Source organism: Testudinibacter aquarius, from assembly GCF_004342725.1.
In the GTDB taxonomy this organism is placed as follows: Bacteria; Pseudomonadota; Gammaproteobacteria; order Enterobacterales; family Pasteurellaceae; genus Chelonobacter; species Chelonobacter aquarius.
This window is the reverse complement of record NZ_SMCP01000010.1, coordinates 29,431-45,393: the sequence shown is the minus strand read 5'-3', so window position 1 is coordinate 45,393 and position 15,963 is coordinate 29,431. Positions and strand designations below refer to the sequence as shown.

At 46.0% G+C, this 15,963-nt stretch carries 16 protein-coding genes and 2 tRNA genes; 6 read left to right on the top strand and 12 right to left on the bottom strand.

Annotated features, from left to right (window positions below; all coding sequences use genetic code 11):
- Positions 1-2: 2 nt before the first annotated feature.
- The 5 genes from EDC16_RS10215 to EDC16_RS10195 all read right to left on the bottom strand — a co-directional run bounded on the left by EDC16_RS10215 (position 3) and on the right by EDC16_RS10195 (position 4,653).
- Positions 3-632 carry an NADH:ubiquinone reductase (Na(+)-transporting) subunit D gene (locus EDC16_RS10215; protein WP_132967753.1) on the bottom strand — a complete coding sequence of 210 codons (630 nt, stop codon included), beginning with the start codon at positions 630-632 and terminating at the stop codon, positions 3-5.
- The gene (locus EDC16_RS10210; RefSeq protein WP_132967752.1) at positions 625-1,395 is read right to left on the bottom strand and encodes a Na(+)-translocating NADH-quinone reductase subunit C; all 771 of its coding nucleotides are present in this window, start codon (positions 1,393-1,395) and stop codon (positions 625-627) included. The genes EDC16_RS10215 and EDC16_RS10210 overlap by 8 nt, the downstream gene beginning before the upstream one ends.
- On the bottom strand, positions 1,388-2,638 hold the full coding sequence (locus EDC16_RS10205; RefSeq protein ID WP_132967751.1) for an NADH:ubiquinone reductase (Na(+)-transporting) subunit B: 1,251 nt from the start codon (positions 2,636-2,638) through the stop codon (positions 1,388-1,390). The genes EDC16_RS10210 and EDC16_RS10205 overlap by 8 nt, the downstream gene beginning before the upstream one ends.
- Before the next feature lie 2 nt (positions 2,639-2,640).
- Entirely contained in the window at positions 2,641-3,981 is a 1,341-nt protein-coding gene (locus tag EDC16_RS10200; protein ID WP_132967750.1) for a Na(+)-translocating NADH-quinone reductase subunit A, read from the bottom strand.
- A 366-nt stretch (positions 3,982-4,347) separates the two neighbouring features.
- The gene (locus EDC16_RS10195) at positions 4,348-4,653 is read right to left on the bottom strand and encodes a BolA family protein (protein WP_132967749.1); all 306 of its coding nucleotides are present in this window, start codon (positions 4,651-4,653) and stop codon (positions 4,348-4,350) included.
- Between the two features lie 418 nt (positions 4,654-5,071).
- Between EDC16_RS10195 and EDC16_RS10190 the strand changes: the two genes are divergently transcribed.
- Complete coding sequence (locus tag EDC16_RS10190; RefSeq protein WP_132967748.1) at positions 5,072-5,674, top strand: YajG family lipoprotein; 603 nt, start codon at positions 5,072-5,074, stop codon at positions 5,672-5,674.
- 128 nt (positions 5,675-5,802) lie between these two features.
- Here the strand turns inward: EDC16_RS10190 and EDC16_RS10185 are convergent.
- From EDC16_RS10185 to mutY, 5 genes are all read right to left on the bottom strand, one after another.
- A tRNA-Asn gene (locus EDC16_RS10185) sits at positions 5,803-5,878 on the bottom strand.
- A 4-nt stretch (positions 5,879-5,882) separates the two neighbouring features.
- A tRNA-Phe gene (locus tag EDC16_RS10180) sits at positions 5,883-5,958 on the bottom strand.
- 132 nt (positions 5,959-6,090) lie between these two features.
- The gene (mltC, locus tag EDC16_RS10175) at positions 6,091-7,179 is read right to left on the bottom strand and encodes a membrane-bound lytic murein transglycosylase MltC (RefSeq protein WP_132967747.1); all 1,089 of its coding nucleotides are present in this window, start codon (positions 7,177-7,179) and stop codon (positions 6,091-6,093) included.
- A 25-nt stretch (positions 7,180-7,204) separates the two neighbouring features.
- A complete protein-coding gene (locus EDC16_RS10170; RefSeq protein ID WP_132967746.1) occupies positions 7,205-7,477 on the bottom strand; it encodes an oxidative damage protection protein in 273 nt (90 codons plus the stop codon).
- A 39-nt stretch (positions 7,478-7,516) separates the two neighbouring features.
- Positions 7,517-8,650, bottom strand: coding sequence for an A/G-specific adenine glycosylase (mutY, locus tag EDC16_RS10165; RefSeq protein WP_132967745.1), 1,134 nt, complete (start codon positions 8,648-8,650; stop codon positions 7,517-7,519).
- Between the two features lie 128 nt (positions 8,651-8,778).
- On the opposite strand from mutY, the gene EDC16_RS12770 reads away from it, so the two are divergent.
- Together EDC16_RS12770 and EDC16_RS12765 are read left to right on the top strand one after the other, a co-directional pair.
- A complete protein-coding gene (locus EDC16_RS12770) occupies positions 8,779-9,507 on the top strand; it encodes an MFS transporter (RefSeq protein ID WP_198362750.1) in 729 nt (242 codons plus the stop codon).
- Positions 9,504-10,022: an MFS transporter gene (locus EDC16_RS12765; RefSeq protein WP_198362751.1), complete on the top strand. Its 519-nt coding sequence runs from the start codon at positions 9,504-9,506 to the stop codon at positions 10,020-10,022. Before EDC16_RS12770 ends, EDC16_RS12765 begins: the two co-directional genes overlap by 4 nt.
- 41 nt (positions 10,023-10,063) lie before the next feature.
- On the opposite strand, the gene cadR is transcribed toward EDC16_RS12765, so the two are convergent.
- Positions 10,064-10,516 carry a Cd(II)/Pb(II)-responsive transcriptional regulator gene (gene cadR / locus EDC16_RS10155; protein WP_132967744.1) on the bottom strand — a complete coding sequence of 151 codons (453 nt, stop codon included), beginning with the start codon at positions 10,514-10,516 and terminating at the stop codon, positions 10,064-10,066.
- 82 nt (positions 10,517-10,598) lie between these two features.
- Here cadR and EDC16_RS10150 point away from each other — a divergent pair, with 82 nt between their 5' ends.
- The 3 genes from EDC16_RS10150 to EDC16_RS10140 all read left to right on the top strand — a co-directional run bounded on the left by EDC16_RS10150 (position 10,599) and on the right by EDC16_RS10140 (position 14,575).
- On the top strand, positions 10,599-12,788 hold the full coding sequence (locus tag EDC16_RS10150; protein WP_132967743.1) for a heavy metal translocating P-type ATPase: 2,190 nt from the start codon (positions 10,599-10,601) through the stop codon (positions 12,786-12,788).
- A 210-nt stretch (positions 12,789-12,998) separates the two neighbouring features.
- Positions 12,999-13,277: a helix-turn-helix domain-containing protein gene (locus EDC16_RS10145; protein ID WP_132967742.1), complete on the top strand. Its 279-nt coding sequence runs from the start codon at positions 12,999-13,001 to the stop codon at positions 13,275-13,277.
- Positions 13,277-14,575 (top strand): type II toxin-antitoxin system HipA family toxin, encoded by a 1,299-nt coding sequence (locus tag EDC16_RS10140; RefSeq protein ID WP_132967741.1) that lies wholly within the window; start codon positions 13,277-13,279, stop codon positions 14,573-14,575. Before EDC16_RS10145 ends, EDC16_RS10140 begins: the two co-directional genes overlap by 1 nt.
- A 52-nt stretch (positions 14,576-14,627) precedes the next feature.
- On the opposite strand, the gene EDC16_RS12715 is transcribed toward EDC16_RS10140, so the two are convergent.
- A complete protein-coding gene (locus EDC16_RS12715; protein ID WP_165894234.1) occupies positions 14,628-15,764 on the bottom strand; it encodes a hypothetical protein in 1,137 nt (378 codons plus the stop codon).
- Positions 15,765-15,963: the final 199 nt, after the last annotated feature.

The window sequence follows — 15,963 nt, the reverse complement described above, 5'->3', positions numbered from 1 at the left end:
GCTTATTTACTCTCCACTTGTTCCGGTTTGTAGGTTCTTAATAACCAGATAACGAAACCGATAATAAAGAATGCACTTGGCGCCAACAAGAACAGGCCGTTCGGCTGATACCAGCCACCGTTGTTCACGGTTTGCATGATTGTCACGCCGAACAATTTTCCGGATCCAATCAGTTCACGCAAAAATGCTACCACGATTAAAATCGCACCATAGCCTAAGCCGTTACCGATTCCGTCAATAAAACTGTCTACCGGACCTTCCTTCATGGCAAACGCTTCCGCACGTCCCATAACGATACAGTTAGTGATAATCAAACCGACGAATACCGAGAGCTGCTTGGAAATATCGTAAGCGTAAGCCCGCAAAATTTGGTCAACTAAGATAACCAAAGAGGCAATAATCGCCATTTGCACAATAATCCGCACGCTGTTCGGAATAAAGTTGCGAATGCAAGAAATAAAGAAGCTGGAAAACGCAGTAACGAATATTACCGCAATCGCCATTACCACTGCGGTTTCCAACTTGGTTGTCACCGCCAACGCAGAACAGATCCCGAGGATTTGCAATGCAATCGGGTTGTTATCCAAGATAGGGGATAACAATAAGCCCTTTCTACCTTTTAACTCAGCCATTGTTTAATACTCCTGTTCTTAATTTTTCCAAGAACGGACCGAAACCGTTTTTACCAAACCAGAATTTGAAGCTGGCGTCAACACCATTCGCCGTTAGCGTAGCACCAGATAACGCATCGATTCCGTGTTCCTTATTGGCAGAACCGCCTTTGGCAACAAATAACGCTTCTTGTCCTTGGGCATCATAAATTTTCTTACCCGGGAATTGGGCTTGCCAGCTTGGATTTTCAATTTCACCACCCAAGCCCGGCGTTTCACCGTGTTGGTAATAGGTGATACCGTCAATCGTATTGCCGTCAGGTTGTACCGCCACAAAACCGTACATCACTGACCACAGTCCGGAACCATAAATCGGTAATACGATTTTATCAACATGACCCTGATCATTTTTGACTAGATAAACCTCTGCCAAATTGGCACGACGACGAATTTTAGCAAGGTCATCTTCGGCAGGTAGCGCAATACTGGCTTGCGGGTTTTTAACCGCAGCAGCTGCATCAAATCCAGCTTGTTCCGGTGCATATTCACCGCTATTTAAATCTACCAGACGCGGTTCAATATTTTTTGCATAGACTTCATTAATATTGATACCCGGCTTCAACAAACCGGCCACGCTCAGGATATTTTTTTGTTTATCCAGTAATTTTTGCTTCTCTTGTGCCGGTTTTAAGCTCACTGCCGAGCCAGCAACAATAATAGAGCAGACCAAGCTGATCAAAAGGATAACCAGAATTGTGCCTGCAAAACTGTCTTTTTTAAACATTGCGAGCTCTCCTACGTTTGATATTTGCCTGAACGACCAAGTAGTCAAATAACGGCGCAAACAAATTAGCAAATAGAATCGCTAACATCATCCCTTCCGGGTAAGCCGGGTTAACTACACGGATCAAGACGCACATTGCTCCGATTAAAATACCGTACCACCATTTGCCTTTATTGGTGAAAGAGGCAGACACTGGATCAGTTGCCATAAACAGCATCCCTAAAGCAAAACCACCCAGTACCAAATGCCAATACCAAGGCATAGCGAATAGCGGGTTAGTTTCGGAACCGATCAGATTGAATAGCGTCGAAATCGCGATCATCCCAATCATTACCCCGGCAATAATCCGCCAAGAAGCAATGCGGGCAAAAACAATAATGGCTGCCCCAATCAATAACGCCAAGGTAGAGACTTCACCGATAGAACCGGGGATATTACCTAAAAACGCATCCATCCATTGGATCGGCTGACCGGTAACCACATGTTTCAGACCTGCTTCACCACCGGTTGCCCACTGTGAAAGTGCGGTTGCACCAGAAAATCCGTCCGCGGCCACCCAAACTGTATCCCCGGAAATTTGTCCCGGATAAGCAAAGAACAGGAAAGCCCGTCCCGCTAACGCTGGGTTCATAAAGTTTTTACCCACACCGCCAAACACTTCTTTAGCAACAACAACCCCGAATGTAGCTGCCAAGGCGGCTTGCCATAACGGTAGCGTTGGTGGAACAATAAGTGCTAATAAAATTGAGGTGACAAAGAAACCTTCATTAATTTCATGGCGACGAATGGTAGCGAACAGCACTTCCCAGAAACCACCTACTGCAAAAATGACTGCATAGATTGGTAAAAAGAAAATAGCGCCCAATACAATTTTCGCTATTACTCCCGCACTTTGCGACAAAATACCGAACATATCAGCTAGCGCAAAATGCCAATCATTGGCAATATTTTGTGCGACATTTTGCGCAAAAACATCTGGTGATGCCAAGCTGCCTAATGCCAACAACGATTGCGCACCGACGTTATACATGCCGTAAAACATTGCAGGAAACAGTGCTAACCAAACCAATACCATCATCCGTTTTGAGTCGATCGCATCACGGACGTGCGAAGACTTGTGGGTTACTGTACCCGGTGTGTATAAAAATGTTGCGGTGGCTTCATACAACGCATACCATTTTTCATATTTTCCGCCCGGCAAAAATGCAGGTTCGATTTTCTCTAAAAAATGTTTTAAGCCCATTTTTAACCTTCCTTCTCGATCTTATCTAGCGCAGCACGCAAGATTGGACCATATTCATTTTTGCCCGGACAGACAAAGGTGCAAAGTGCCAAATCCTCTTCATCAAGCTCCAAACAACCCAAGGCTTGAGCACTATCGGTGTCACCCGCACTCAAATCACGCAGCAGCAGGGTTGGGATAATATCCAGCGGTACAACTCGCTCGTATGAGCCGATCGGCACCATCGCACGATGTCCACCATGAAGAGCTGAGGTAAAATTAAACAGTTTGCTACCGAAATGCCCCAATACGGTACGAGTAACCGAGAATTTATCTGCACCCGGCATGATCCAGCCTAAGAACTCTTTTTCACGCCCTTCGGCAATCACCGAAACTTGTAACGCATAACGTCCCAAATAGTCATGCGGACCAACCGCAGTAGTACCACTCAGTACTGAACCGGAAATTACACGGTTTTCACCGTCTTTTAATTTGTTGGCTGTTAATTGTGAAAGATTGGCGCCCAAACGAGTGCGTAACAATGTCGGATTGTTCACTTGTGGTCCAGCTAGCGCAACCACTCGTTCCACATACAATTCTCCGGTGGTAAACAATTTACCGATTGCAATCACATCTTGATAATTCAAATACCATACCGATTTGGTAGCACTGACCGGATCTAAAAAGTGAATATGTGTACCACTTAATCCGGCAGGATGCGGGCCGGCAAACTCTTCGGTTTGCAGCTTCTCGATTTGTGGTGTATTAATCGATGAACCCGCCGCTTTGCACAGATACAGCTTGTTGCTATTCAAACGACTCAACACCAACAAGCCATCTTGAAATGCTTGCTGATTTTCTTGAATAATCACTGTTGGATCAGCTGCCAATGGGTTACTGTCCATGGCGTTGACAAAAATAGCTGCCGGGATGCTATCAGCTGCAGGCGTTTTGCTGAACGGACGCATACGAAGTGCGGTCCACAGACCTGATTGCAGTAAATTTTGACGAACCTGTTCGTCACTTAACGACGACAGTTGCTGAGGCTCATAGCGGTCAAAGGTAATTTGTTCATTTCCTTCAATGCGAATCACCACCGATTGTAATACACGCTTAGCGCCACGATTAATTGCCGTCACAGTGCCGCTTGCCGGTGCGGTAAATACCACACCCGGGTTTTTCTTATCAGAGAAAAGCACCTGACCTTTCTTGACAACATCCCCTTCGCGGACACTCATAGACGGACGCATACCCACATAATCTTCGCCAAGCACCGCAACGTCAGTAATGGCAGGGCCATTCTGGATTACCTGTGCCGGCTTCCCTGAAATTGGAAGATCCAAGCCTTTCTTAATTGTAATCATATTGTTAGCACTACTTTTAGTTAGGTTTACATCACGACTGCTACCGCAAGATCATCGCTGGCAACAGCCTCGTTTTGAGCAATGAATGGCGAAAAAGTTTTACCGTATCGCAATGAAGATCGCCGATAAATACTTACCGCTCAAACATAAAAGTTAAAACTCAAATTCTGGTTCCCCCGAAAAGCTGTATTTGATCCTTACATTCACAAAACAAGCTGTCTCGAGTGGTTAAATTTTTGATAATAGAAACGGCTTATTGTAACCAATTCACCCCCTATAATTCCACTTTAACCACGACTTTTTTTGATCTGAGTCCATTATTTTACTAAATTTGTTATCACAGTGTTACGAAATAACTACAAGGAGTTAATCGCCATGCCCCATACAATTCGGTGATGCCAAGACTTGCTGCTGTTTTTCTTGCCATTCGGTTTCGTCATAGGCATGAATTGCCAGAGCATGAATGGCGTTGTCTTGTGGTTGGATGAGCTGATAGATTTTTTGATGGCGTACCACCGCCCGCAAACCACTAAATGCCGCAGTGACCACAATCACTTTAAAATGCGAATTCGCCCCTTTGCCGGAAGCGTGCATATGACTTTCATTAACCACCTCTAGATAGCTAGGCTGCAATGCCTGTTGCAAAAGTGCGGTAATCTGTTGCTGATCCATAAAAACTCCCATGTTCAAATAAAACAATAATGTGAATAAAATAGCGATTTTGCGGTCTAACGCTATACTTTGTTGCGTTAGTTTGCAACAATAACCCTCAGATATTTTAGGGTCTATTGATCTTTGTTTATATTTTGAGTTGTCGTTTAAAATGAGCACAATCTAGGCGTAAGCCGAAATCAATAGCGGAACTATTGATGAGGATTACAACGAAGAGTGTGCTCATTTTAAACACAATCCGCAGGACTATGACTCTTTTTCGCCACTACGGCGTTAAAAGCCGTTCGTTTAGAATCACTAAACTTCACGACTTTTGCCTTATTTATTTGCAAAAAGAGTGGCAAAAAAGAGTCTATAGCTCAAATTATAAACAAAGATCAACAGACCCTACAGACCCTACAGACCCTAAGGAGATAAAATGAAACAAACCTCATTAAAAACTTTTTCATATGCCTTACTTTTAGGCAGTGCGGTATTACTGACCGGCTGTCAAACCCAAAGCAACAATGTATTGACATTTACGCCACCGGCACCCACCGCACAATTTAATACTGCCAATCAGCGGGTTGTTGTCAACGTTGTCAGCCAAGATCAGCGCAACACGGCTACCATTGCCAGTTATACTGAAAGAGGCAGCATGAAGCATTTAACCTCAAGTCCTGAAGTGTCACAACTGTTTCAACAAGTAATACAGCAAGGCTTAAACAGCAAAGGATTTCGGATTGCCAGTGGTGTCAACTCAAACAGCAACATAGTGGTCAGAATCACTGACTTCAATGCACAAGTAACAGAAGGCAATCTGAAATATAAAATTGACAGCAAAGTGAATATTGTGGTCGAAGTGCAAGGCTCGAAAGGCACCTTCTCGAAAAGCTTCGGCGCCACCAACTCGCAAGAGGGGGTATTTGGTGTAAATAATGAAGGCATTCAAAAAATCATCAACAAATCGTTCCAAGATGTCGTGACCAAGTTCTATAACGACAATGAAATCAGCAATGCCTTGTTGGGATTGAGCAATTAATAACGAAGCAGAATTTTTCTGCGTGCAAACCGCACTTTCAAAAAACCGCACTTTCAAAATGCGGTTTTTTTAACACCTAAATTCAGACAACAAAAAACCCGCTGAGTAAACTCAACGGGTTATAAAAATGGCTCCTCCTGCTGGACTTGAACCAGCGACATACGGATTAACAGTCCGCCGTTCTACCGACTGAACTAAGGAGGAAAAGTGGTGCCTCGAGGCGGAATCGAACCACCGACACGGGGATTTTCAATCCCCTGCTCTACCGACTGAGCTATCGAGGCAACTCATCAGTGGTGCGTATTAAACGTTTTTTTGAGTTTTAAGTCAACCTCTATTTTAAAAAAACTTTCATTGCTCCACTCGTTTGCACGCTTTATGTGCAAAGCGTCTGTTTTTAATCCGAAAATTGTTTATTAATTCGCTCGCACCCGATATTTTTTCTGTGCCGAATCAACCTTCACCAGATAGTTTCTTGCCTGTGAAGACGGATGTTTGGTAGTCAAAGTGCGGTACACTTGCTCAGGAAGTAAGCTGTTAATCTTACTGACTGCAACATTTTTATCCTGATCAAACACGCGCAACACCGCTCCGGCGCCACTGTTATAGGCTGAAATCATCGCATAACGTTTGGAAGACGGATCGTTGATACCTGCCAAATAGCTGTTTTGCAGAATTGATAAATAAGCAACTCCCGCATCAATATTTTGGTGCGGATCAAACAAATACTCTTTATTAGGCTGCCCCTCTCGGTTTTTCACAATTTTAAACACATCACGCCCAGCAGTGTGCGGCACTACCTGCATTAAGCCCATTGCATTGGCATAACTAATGGCATAAGGGTTAAAGCTGGATTCTGTTTGCATGATCGCCAAAATCAAGCTTTCATCAATATTATAATGACGTGCTGCACGACGCACAAAAGGCACATATTTTTGCGCCCGCACATTAACATGGTTGGCAATCATCGGAATCGTAACGTATTCTACCAGCTGTCCGTTGCCCAAACGGCGGGTTTGCAAACTGTTTTGCAGCAAATAATTGGCAAATTGATTAGCGCTATCCAAATTATTAATCGTCGCACCACGGTGATCAACCACCTGCCCGGCTAAAAACGGACGTGAACTGATTGGCGCATCGCCGTCGGCAAACAGATCGATGCCGTTAGCATCGGAGCCCATCATCAACGTATGCACGATTGATTTTTTTAAACGATAGGCGTCCATTCCTTGCGTTTCAATTGTAATCTTGCCTTCATCAAAGCTGATATGGCTACGGGTATTGTATTGGTCGGTATATTTAACATAGTCCTTACGACTTGCCACCAGCAGCTCATTCACACCCCATTTACGGTCAATGTTATGCGAAAACTGCCCGGTCAGAATATCCAAGCCACGCAGATCTTTGGCAAACGCATCATCATAATCAATCCCATTACTTTTCTTAGAGGAAGAACCGCAAGCCACCAACAACGGAATCAGCAGCACCAGTAAATATTTTTTCATAGCTAAACCCTGACTTTTGTGCTGATTATTGGCTTGGCGGAACATAACCTTCGATATGAATCTCTTTGCCCTCAAACAGAAAATTGACCATTTCCTGCTCCAACAATTGGCGATGTTCGGCATTCATCATATTCAGTTTTTTCTCGTTCACCAGCATGGTCTGCTTTTTCATCCATTCGCCCCAAGCCTGTTTGCTGATCGAATCAAAAATACGCTTGCCCAGCTCGCCCGGATAAAGTTGAAAATCCAGTCCGTCGGCTTGCTGCTTTAAATATTCACAATAAACTGTTCGTGCCATTTGCTAGTCCTTTTTACGTTAAATCGTTTATTAGACAGACTAATGCTGCTTTGGTTGCATTGTCTGTAATTGTAATAATAAATTTTTCATTGGCGTCGCCAACCCAATTTTGGGCGGTGTTTGAAAATTATACCAATAATTGTGTGGTTCGGGTATCTCCGCACCATACTCCACGCTGATTTCCGCCACTTTTTCTGCAAAATGTTGCGGCTGACCGCACTTTTGACTGCTGTTCAGGCTTTTTTCTGCATACACCGGCACAATATCCAGATGAAAATGGCTGAAGGTATGTCGAAATGCCACCCACTGTTGATACTGTTCAATATTATACTGCTGTAAATAATCCAAAAGTGCGGTTTTGCTGTCGAACTGCGGGAAGCAATACAAACCGCCCCACAGTCCTTGCGGCGGGCGCCGTTGCAGCAACACTTGCTCGCCGTCTACCAAAATCAAAAAGTAAGCCTGCTTTTCCGGCAGCGCTTTCTTAACTTTTTTCCCGGGATAATCCTGCCAATTCTGTTGCTGATTCGCCTGACACTCGCTTTGCAACGGGCATAGACCGCACTTGGGTTTACTGCGAGTGCAAATCATTGCACCAAGATCCATCATTGCCTGATTAAAATCGGCAACTTGTTGGTTTGGTGTAACCTGTTCGCTGTGCCGCCACAACTGATCACTGACCTTTTTATCACCGCTCCAACCGTCAACCGCAAAATAGCGCGCCAATACCCGCTTCACATTGCCATCCAAAATCGGATAGGGGGCATTTAATACGGAGGATAAAATCGCCCCTGCTGTGCTTCTGCCCACGCCCGGCAACGCCAAGACCTGTTCAAACTCAGTCGGAAATTGCCCGTTATCTTGATCGCGGATCAGCTGCGCCGCTTTGTGTAGATTTCTGGCTCTGGCGTAATAGCCCAATCCGGTCCACAGGTGCAACACCTCGTCAATCGGCGCCTGCGCCAGCGCCGTCACTGTCGGGAACGTCGTGATAAACCGTTCAAAATAGGGAATGACAGTAGCGACCTGGGTTTGCTGCAACATCACTTCCGATAACCAGACTCGGTATAATGTTTTATTGCGCTGCCACGGTAAATCTTTGCGTCCGTATCGGCGATACCAGTCGAGCACCGCACGGGCAAAAGGCGCATGAATTGAAGATTGGGCTAACATAACGTCTCTATTGTGAATCAAAAACCGCACTTTACCCCAAGTGCGCTCGGGACGCTATGAAAAATCACACTTTCTCCATGCTGTATTTTTGCTAGAATGACATTTTCGACTTAACTTGAGATTTAGGCATGAACTTCTCGCCAACCAGCAACAACCCACGCTTCACCCTGATTATCCTTGCTGCCGCCTCAATTTTAATGATCACTATGGGCATGCGCATGGCATTGGGGTTGTTCGTGCAGCCGATTCATCAAGAAACCGCATTGAGTATTACCAGTATCAGTTTTGCCATGGCGGTCACGCAATTGATGTGGGGCGTGGCACAGCCGGTTACCGGTGCACTTGCTGATCGTTACAGCGCGTGGCCGGTGTTGCTGTGGGGCACGCTGTTGTTAGCCGCCGGATTCGCCCTTGCACCGCTGTTTCCGTCAACTCTCGGCTTAACCTTTACCATGGGAATTATGGTCGCCTTTGGTGCCGGGGCAGGCAGTTTTTCGATTTTAATCAGTCAGGTTTCCAATAAACTACCGCAAAAAATACGGGGTTTGGCTTCTGGAATAGTCAATGCCGGCGGCTCGTTCGGGCAATTTCTGTTTGCACCGTTGGTGCAAGGTTTGATTATTATTCCTGCCTTCGGCTGGCAAGGAGCGATGTATGCGTTGGCGATTATCAGCCTGATCTGTTTGCCGATTGCCCGTTGGCTATCGCACGGCGATACCGCCATCAAAAATACGCCAAGTGCGGTCAGCGCGCCCGAACAAAGTTTAAAGCGGTGCTCGCCTCGTTTAAAGATCGCAGCTATATTTTGTTGCATCTCGGTTTTTTCACCTGTGGCTTTCATATCGCGTTTTTGGTGACCCATTTGCCGACTGAAGTGTCGCTCAGCAAATTATCAGCCGACGTCGCTTCATGGTCACTGGCGATTATCGGGTTGTCTAATGTAGTCGGCAGCTTGGTGGTCGGCTGGTTAGTCGGACATTACCGCAGCAAATATATTCTATTTTGGATGTACGCCTCACGCGCAGCACTAATCGGTATTTATCTGATCGCACCAAGCAGCCCGATGACGTTTTATCTGTTTGCCATCGGCTTAGGGCTAACGTGGCTTGCCACCGTGCCGCCAACCGCGGCAACCGTCGGCAAACTGTTCGGAGTGCGCTATTTGGCAACCCTGTTTGGTTTAACCTTATTGTCGCACCAAGTCGGCGGATTCTTCGGTGCATATTTGGGCGGTCTCGCTATCACCATTTACGGCGATTACAGTTGGATGTGGTATGCCGATATGACACTTGCCGCCATTGCTGCGGTGTTGAATTTACCGATTCGCGAAGAAAAAATCGTGCGCACGGAATTACACGCCAAAAGCGCTTAATCAACCTAAAATGCCTGAATGCGCTTATCAGGCATATTTAGCTATTGCCTGCCGCATACCTTACCGATATGGCTGACCGAATGGGCGATGTCCCTCTCATTAGGCCGTTCCAAGCCTTTGAGAATCCCACAATCTTGTGTTCGGTGTATCTCGCCGCATTGGCTGCGCAATTCGCCCAGTTGTTTTTTTAAGGCCTGCAATTCGGCAATTCGCGCTTTGACGTGTGACAAATGCGCATCAATCAAGTCATTAATCGAAGCACAACTGGCGTTGGGATCAGCTTTGGCTTGCAGCAGTTCTCGGATTTCATCCTGCGTCATTTCCAAAGTACGGCAACGGCGGATAAACACCAAACGCTCTAAATGTACCGTGCCGTATTCACGGTAATTATTCATCAGATTGCGTTGCGCTTGCGGCATCAAACCTTCCCGTTCGTAATAACGAATGGTTTCTACCGGGCAACCGGTTTGTTTGGCTAAATCACCGATTTTCATTTTTTTCCTTCTCCTGCTTGACCCTGTAGCAACTACAGGGTGTTTAATATAGCATAACAGAACATTTTTATAGAGGAAAAAGATGATGGCTAACTGCTGTTCACATCAACATAATTCGTCACAAACGCAACCGCACTTTGAGCAATTGGCACAAAGTAAAAAGGTAGCAAATGGCGTACAAACGGCGATTCGCATTCAGCAAATGGATTGTCCGACCGAAGAAGGGGTGATCCGTAAAAAGTTCGCCACGATGGCGGAAGTGCAAGCGTTGGAATTCAACTTAATCCAGCATGTGCTGACTGTCACCCACGGTGAAAATGATTTGCCGAAGGTGCTAGACGCCATCCGTTCGCTCGGCTTTGAGCCCGAACTGCCTGACGCCGACGGCAAGCTGGCGAAAATAAACACCTCGCAAAAATCGCTGTTGCCACTGGTGGTTGCAGGTGTGTTGGCATTAGGTTCAGAAGCAGTTACTTGGTTTGGCTTACCGCATTGGTCTGGGGCAATCTTAGCGGTGGCAGCGGTGCTGTTGTGTGGCATCGAAACCTACAAAAAAGGCTGGGTGTCGATTCGCACCGGCAGTTTGAACATCAATGCGTTGATGAGCATTGCCGTCACTGGCGGATTGCTGATCGGGCAATGGCCGGAAGCGGCGATGGTGATGGTGCTGTTCACCTTGGCAGAAGTGATCGAAGCCAAATCCCTTGACCGTGCCAGAAATGCAATAACCGAATTAATGGCGCTCGCCCCTGAAACCGCCACCGTGCAGCAGCCTGACGGTTCGTGGCAGGAAGTGGCGGCGGACAGCGTGGCGACGGGCGATGTGGTGCGTGTGAAACCGGGCGAACGAATCGCCCTTGACGGTAAAATCACACAAGGGCAAAGTGCGGTTGATCAAGCGCCGATTACCGGCGAAAGTCTGCCGGTCGATAAAACCGTGGGCGATCAGGTATTCGCCGGCACGATTAACCAAAGCGGTTCGTTTGAATATCAAGTCACCGCAGCGGCAAGCCACTCAACACTGGCACGCATTATTCATGCGGTGGAAGAAGCCCAAGGGGTGAAAGCACCGACTCAGCGGTTTGTGGATAAATTCGCCCAAATTTATACTCCTACAGTGTTGGTGATTGCCCTGTTGGTGGCGCTGATTCCACCGCTGTTTATGGCGGGTGCGTGGTTCGAATGGATTTATAAAGCCTTGGTGTTATTGGTGATTGCTTGTCCTTGTGCCTTGGTGATCTCTACCCCTGTGACGGTGGTGAGTGGGCTTGCTGCCGCCGCACGCAAAGGGATTTTGATTAAAGGCGGAGTGTATTTGGAACAAGGGCGGTTATTAAAAACCTTGGCGTTGGATAAAACCGGTACGCTGACCCATGGTAAGCCAGTACAGACTAATATGACCGCACTTGCTACTATGCCTTTGGCAGAAGCACAATCACTTGCTGTCAGCCTTGCCGCTCGTTCTGAGCACCCTGTTTCGCAAGCGATTGCGACAGCAAATCCAGAGAATAGCAACATGAAAAGCGTGGAAAACTTCACCGCACTGTTGGGGCGTGGCGTACAGGGGCAAATTGACGGCACGGAATATGTACTGGGCAATATTCGCTTGATTGAAGAACGCAAGCAAGCCACAAGTGAATTACAAAGCCAAATCGAACAACTGGAAAAACAAGGCAAAACCGTAGTGCTATTAGCGGATAACCACCAAGTGCTAGCCCTGTTTGCCGTTGCCGATACGGTGAAAGAAAGCAGCCGTCAAGCCATTGCCGAGCTGCACCTGCTAGGGGTGAAAACCCTGATGCTGACGGGCGACAATCAGCACACCGCCAATGCGATTGCGGCGCAAGTGGGCATTGATGAAGCCCTTGGTAACCAGCTGCCACAAGACAAACTCAATGCAGTGCAAAGTGCGGTTGAAAATCAAACCAAATCACAAAAAATCGGCATGGTCGGCGACGGCATCAACGATGCGCCGGCGCTGGCTCGTGCCGATATTGGCTTCGCCATGGGTGCGATGGGAACGGACACCGCGATTGAAACCGCAGATGTGGCATTGATGGACGATGACTTAGGCAAAATCCCTGAATTTATCCGTTTATCCAAAAACGCCCATGCGATTTTAATGCAAAACATCAGCTTCGCCTTGGCGGTTAAAGTGGTGTTTTTAGCCTTGACGTTAGCTGGCATTGGCACGATGTGGATGGCGGTATTTGCCGATGTGGGGGCGAGTTTGTTGGTGGTGGGGAATGGTTTACGTTTGCTGCAGAAATAATCCTCTATTTAAATCTGAATAAAACCAACCGCACTTTGCTCGATAGTCATTAAAAAAGTAAAGTGCGGTTGAACTGGTAAAAATAATGCACGGCTGAATTGCGAATGAAATTTAGATTAAGTGCAAATTATTATCCTTATAAAAGGATATGTTTGACTTTATCCGCTTTGAAGGGTATTTTATAAAATATCTGCTAAAGAGGATAAAATTATGGCTATCACTACTGCAAAAATGCTGGCGCACGCTTTAAAAGAGTTCCGCTATCAAAATAAGTTATCGCAGTCTCAAGTTGCCTTGCTTGCCGGTGTGAAGCAAGCGACGGTTTCAGCCTTCGAAAACCAACCGGAACGCAGCAAAGTGGAGACTTTGTTTAATTTGCTATCGGCGTTAGAGCTGGAAATCACGCTTTCACCGCGCAATAAAAGCACAACCCCGGCAAACAACCAAGTTCAAGAACCCACGCCTGATTTTGATGATGAGGATTGGTGATGAATCGTTTGATGATTGCCATGAACGGTATTGAAGTCGGGCTGTGGACAAAAAACAGCGACGGTGCCAGTCAATTTCAATACGAATCAACTTGGTTAAACCACGCCAAAGCGCGTCCGATTTCGTTATCGCTGCCATTATCGGAAAAAGTTTATAAAGGCAGCGTTGTTTATAATTTTTTCGATAATTTACTGCCTGACAATGAGCAAATTCGCTCGCGCATTCAGCAACGTTTTCATGTTGCTACCAAACACCCATTTGATTTATTAAGTGCGATTGGGCACGACTGTGTGGGCGCCATTCAACTTTATCCTCAAGGGAAACATCCTTATTCAATCAAAAGAATTGAAGCCGTACCGTTAGGTGAAACCGACATTGCCGCATTATTGAAGAACTATCAGTTTTCACCACTGGGAATGGATAATCCACAGCAAGATTTTCGGATTTCCCTTGCCGGTGCGCAGGAAAAAACCGCACTTTTATACCATAACAACCAATGGTGCAAACCGCTCAACACCACCCCGACCAGCCATATTCTGAAACTGCCGATTGGCGTTGTCGGACAGGGGCAGCTTGATTTATCCGACAGCTGTGAAAATGAATGGCTTTGTTTACAATTGTTAAAAGCCTTTGGTTTGCCTGCTGCAAATGCAGAAATTCTCCATTTTGGTGATTGCAAAGTTTTATCCGTCGAACGTTTTGACCGCCGTTGGGCTGCTTCAGGCAGTTGGCTGGTGCGTTTGCCACAGGAGGATCTATGCCAAGCGTTGGCGATTGCGCCTGCGTTAAAATATGAAGCAGACGGCGGACCCAGTATTTTATCCATTCTCGCGCTACTAAAAGGCTCGACAGACAGCCTTGACGATCGACTACACTTTTTTAAAGCACAAATTATTTTCTGGCTGATGGCAGCAGTTGACGGACACGCTAAAAACTACAGTCTGTTTTTGGAAAAAGATAACCGCTACCGTCTAACGCCGTTCTATGATGTGATCTCTGCTTTTCCTCTGTTGAAACCACAAGGCTTGCAACGGCAAAAAATCAAAATGGCGATGGCGTGGTACGGAAAAAATAAACACTATTTATGGGATAAAATCCAAATCCGCCATTTTATTGAAACCGGTAGATTAGCGGGTTTGCGCCAACAGTTGGTGGAAGAAATATTACATCAGGTCGCAACAGATTATCAAAGTGCGGTTGAACAATGTCAGCAGCACCTACCGAAAAATTTCCCACCAGAGATTGCCGAACCAATTTTAGAAGGTGTTTGGCAGCAAGGAAAGCGGTTGAAAGGGTAGAGAAACCGCACTTTGGAAGTGCGGTTTGAATTAGGATGGTTCCGTTATTAAATTAGTTCGGTACACGCTCAGTTTCTTTGGTGCTGAACACCCCTTTCCACTGTTTATTCGCATCGCCGGATTCAGCATCGCCGACAATATATTTTCCACCATCAAGGAATTGTCCGTTTAACGATCCTTTCTCAGTAACCACCGTAGAAGTGTGATTGTTTTTCACCGGTGTTGCAATCATCTGAAAATCTCCGTTCAACTCTCCGGATAATTGCAATCCCAGATCAATCCCTTTGCTGGTATCTCTGATATTACCAGCCATTGTCTTAGCTGCTGGATTATAACTAAGGGAAATATTCGCTTTGTTGACTTTATCCGTATCCGCCAAATAGTGGAAATCGCCACCATAGGTAACGGTTCCTTGATAACCGTTCAGTGTCGGCGCAGTGGCATCTTTTTTGCTTTGATCGACTGCATACATCAGATCCACCGTGCGTTTTTCGCCACTATCTTGACCGACAACACCACTGTCAGGGGTAAAGGTCGATACATAGCCGTAATAGCCTAAATTGGCATTGCTGCTATCGATCAAATCTAATTTCATATCGCCAATTTGTAACGAGCTACCTTGTGCGATCACTGCATTAAACTCATCACCTTGTTGCTTAACTTGATAGCCGGATGCTTCTCCGTTCCAAGCACTTTTTCCATTTTGTGAAATCACATAGCCTTGATATTCAACGGCTTGTGGTGCTGTTGGCTCAACAGGCTTTGGTTCCAGCTGTGGCACTGGATCTACCGGTTTTGGTTGTGGCTCAGGCGCTGGCTGTGGTGCCGGTTCTGTCGGCTTTGGTTGCGGCTCAGGCGCTGGCTGTGGTGCGGGTTCTGTCGGCTTTGGTTGCGACTCAGGCGCTGGCTGTGGCACCGGTGGTTCAGCTTGAGCAGCATTTTTTTGCTTCTCTTCCTCTTCTTTCAATCTTTTTTGGCGCTCTTGTTCTGCTTTCTGAAGCGCCTCTTTCTCTTTCAGCGCAGCTAATGCCGCATCATCTGTTTTTGGAGCCGTGTTAGGCGCCGAATTAATCGCTGTGGTGCTTGATGTTGTTGTGGAATTGGAAGAGCCACTTCCGCCACCGCCACAAGCGGCCAATAATGCTGACAACAATAGCGCAGCACAGGTTTTAGAATTGATTTTTTTCACTATAAGTAACCTTTTATCGTTTAAGTTTATGATTTTATTAATAACTAATAAGTCAATTATTGATTGAAATCAGCCAGTTAATATAAGATGCTGATTTAAGTGGGGCGCATTCTACCAGACATTATTACAAAATCCATGCCTATTTTTTAACCTTTTGTGTAAATACGTTAATCTTTACACATAAAATGATTGCACTACA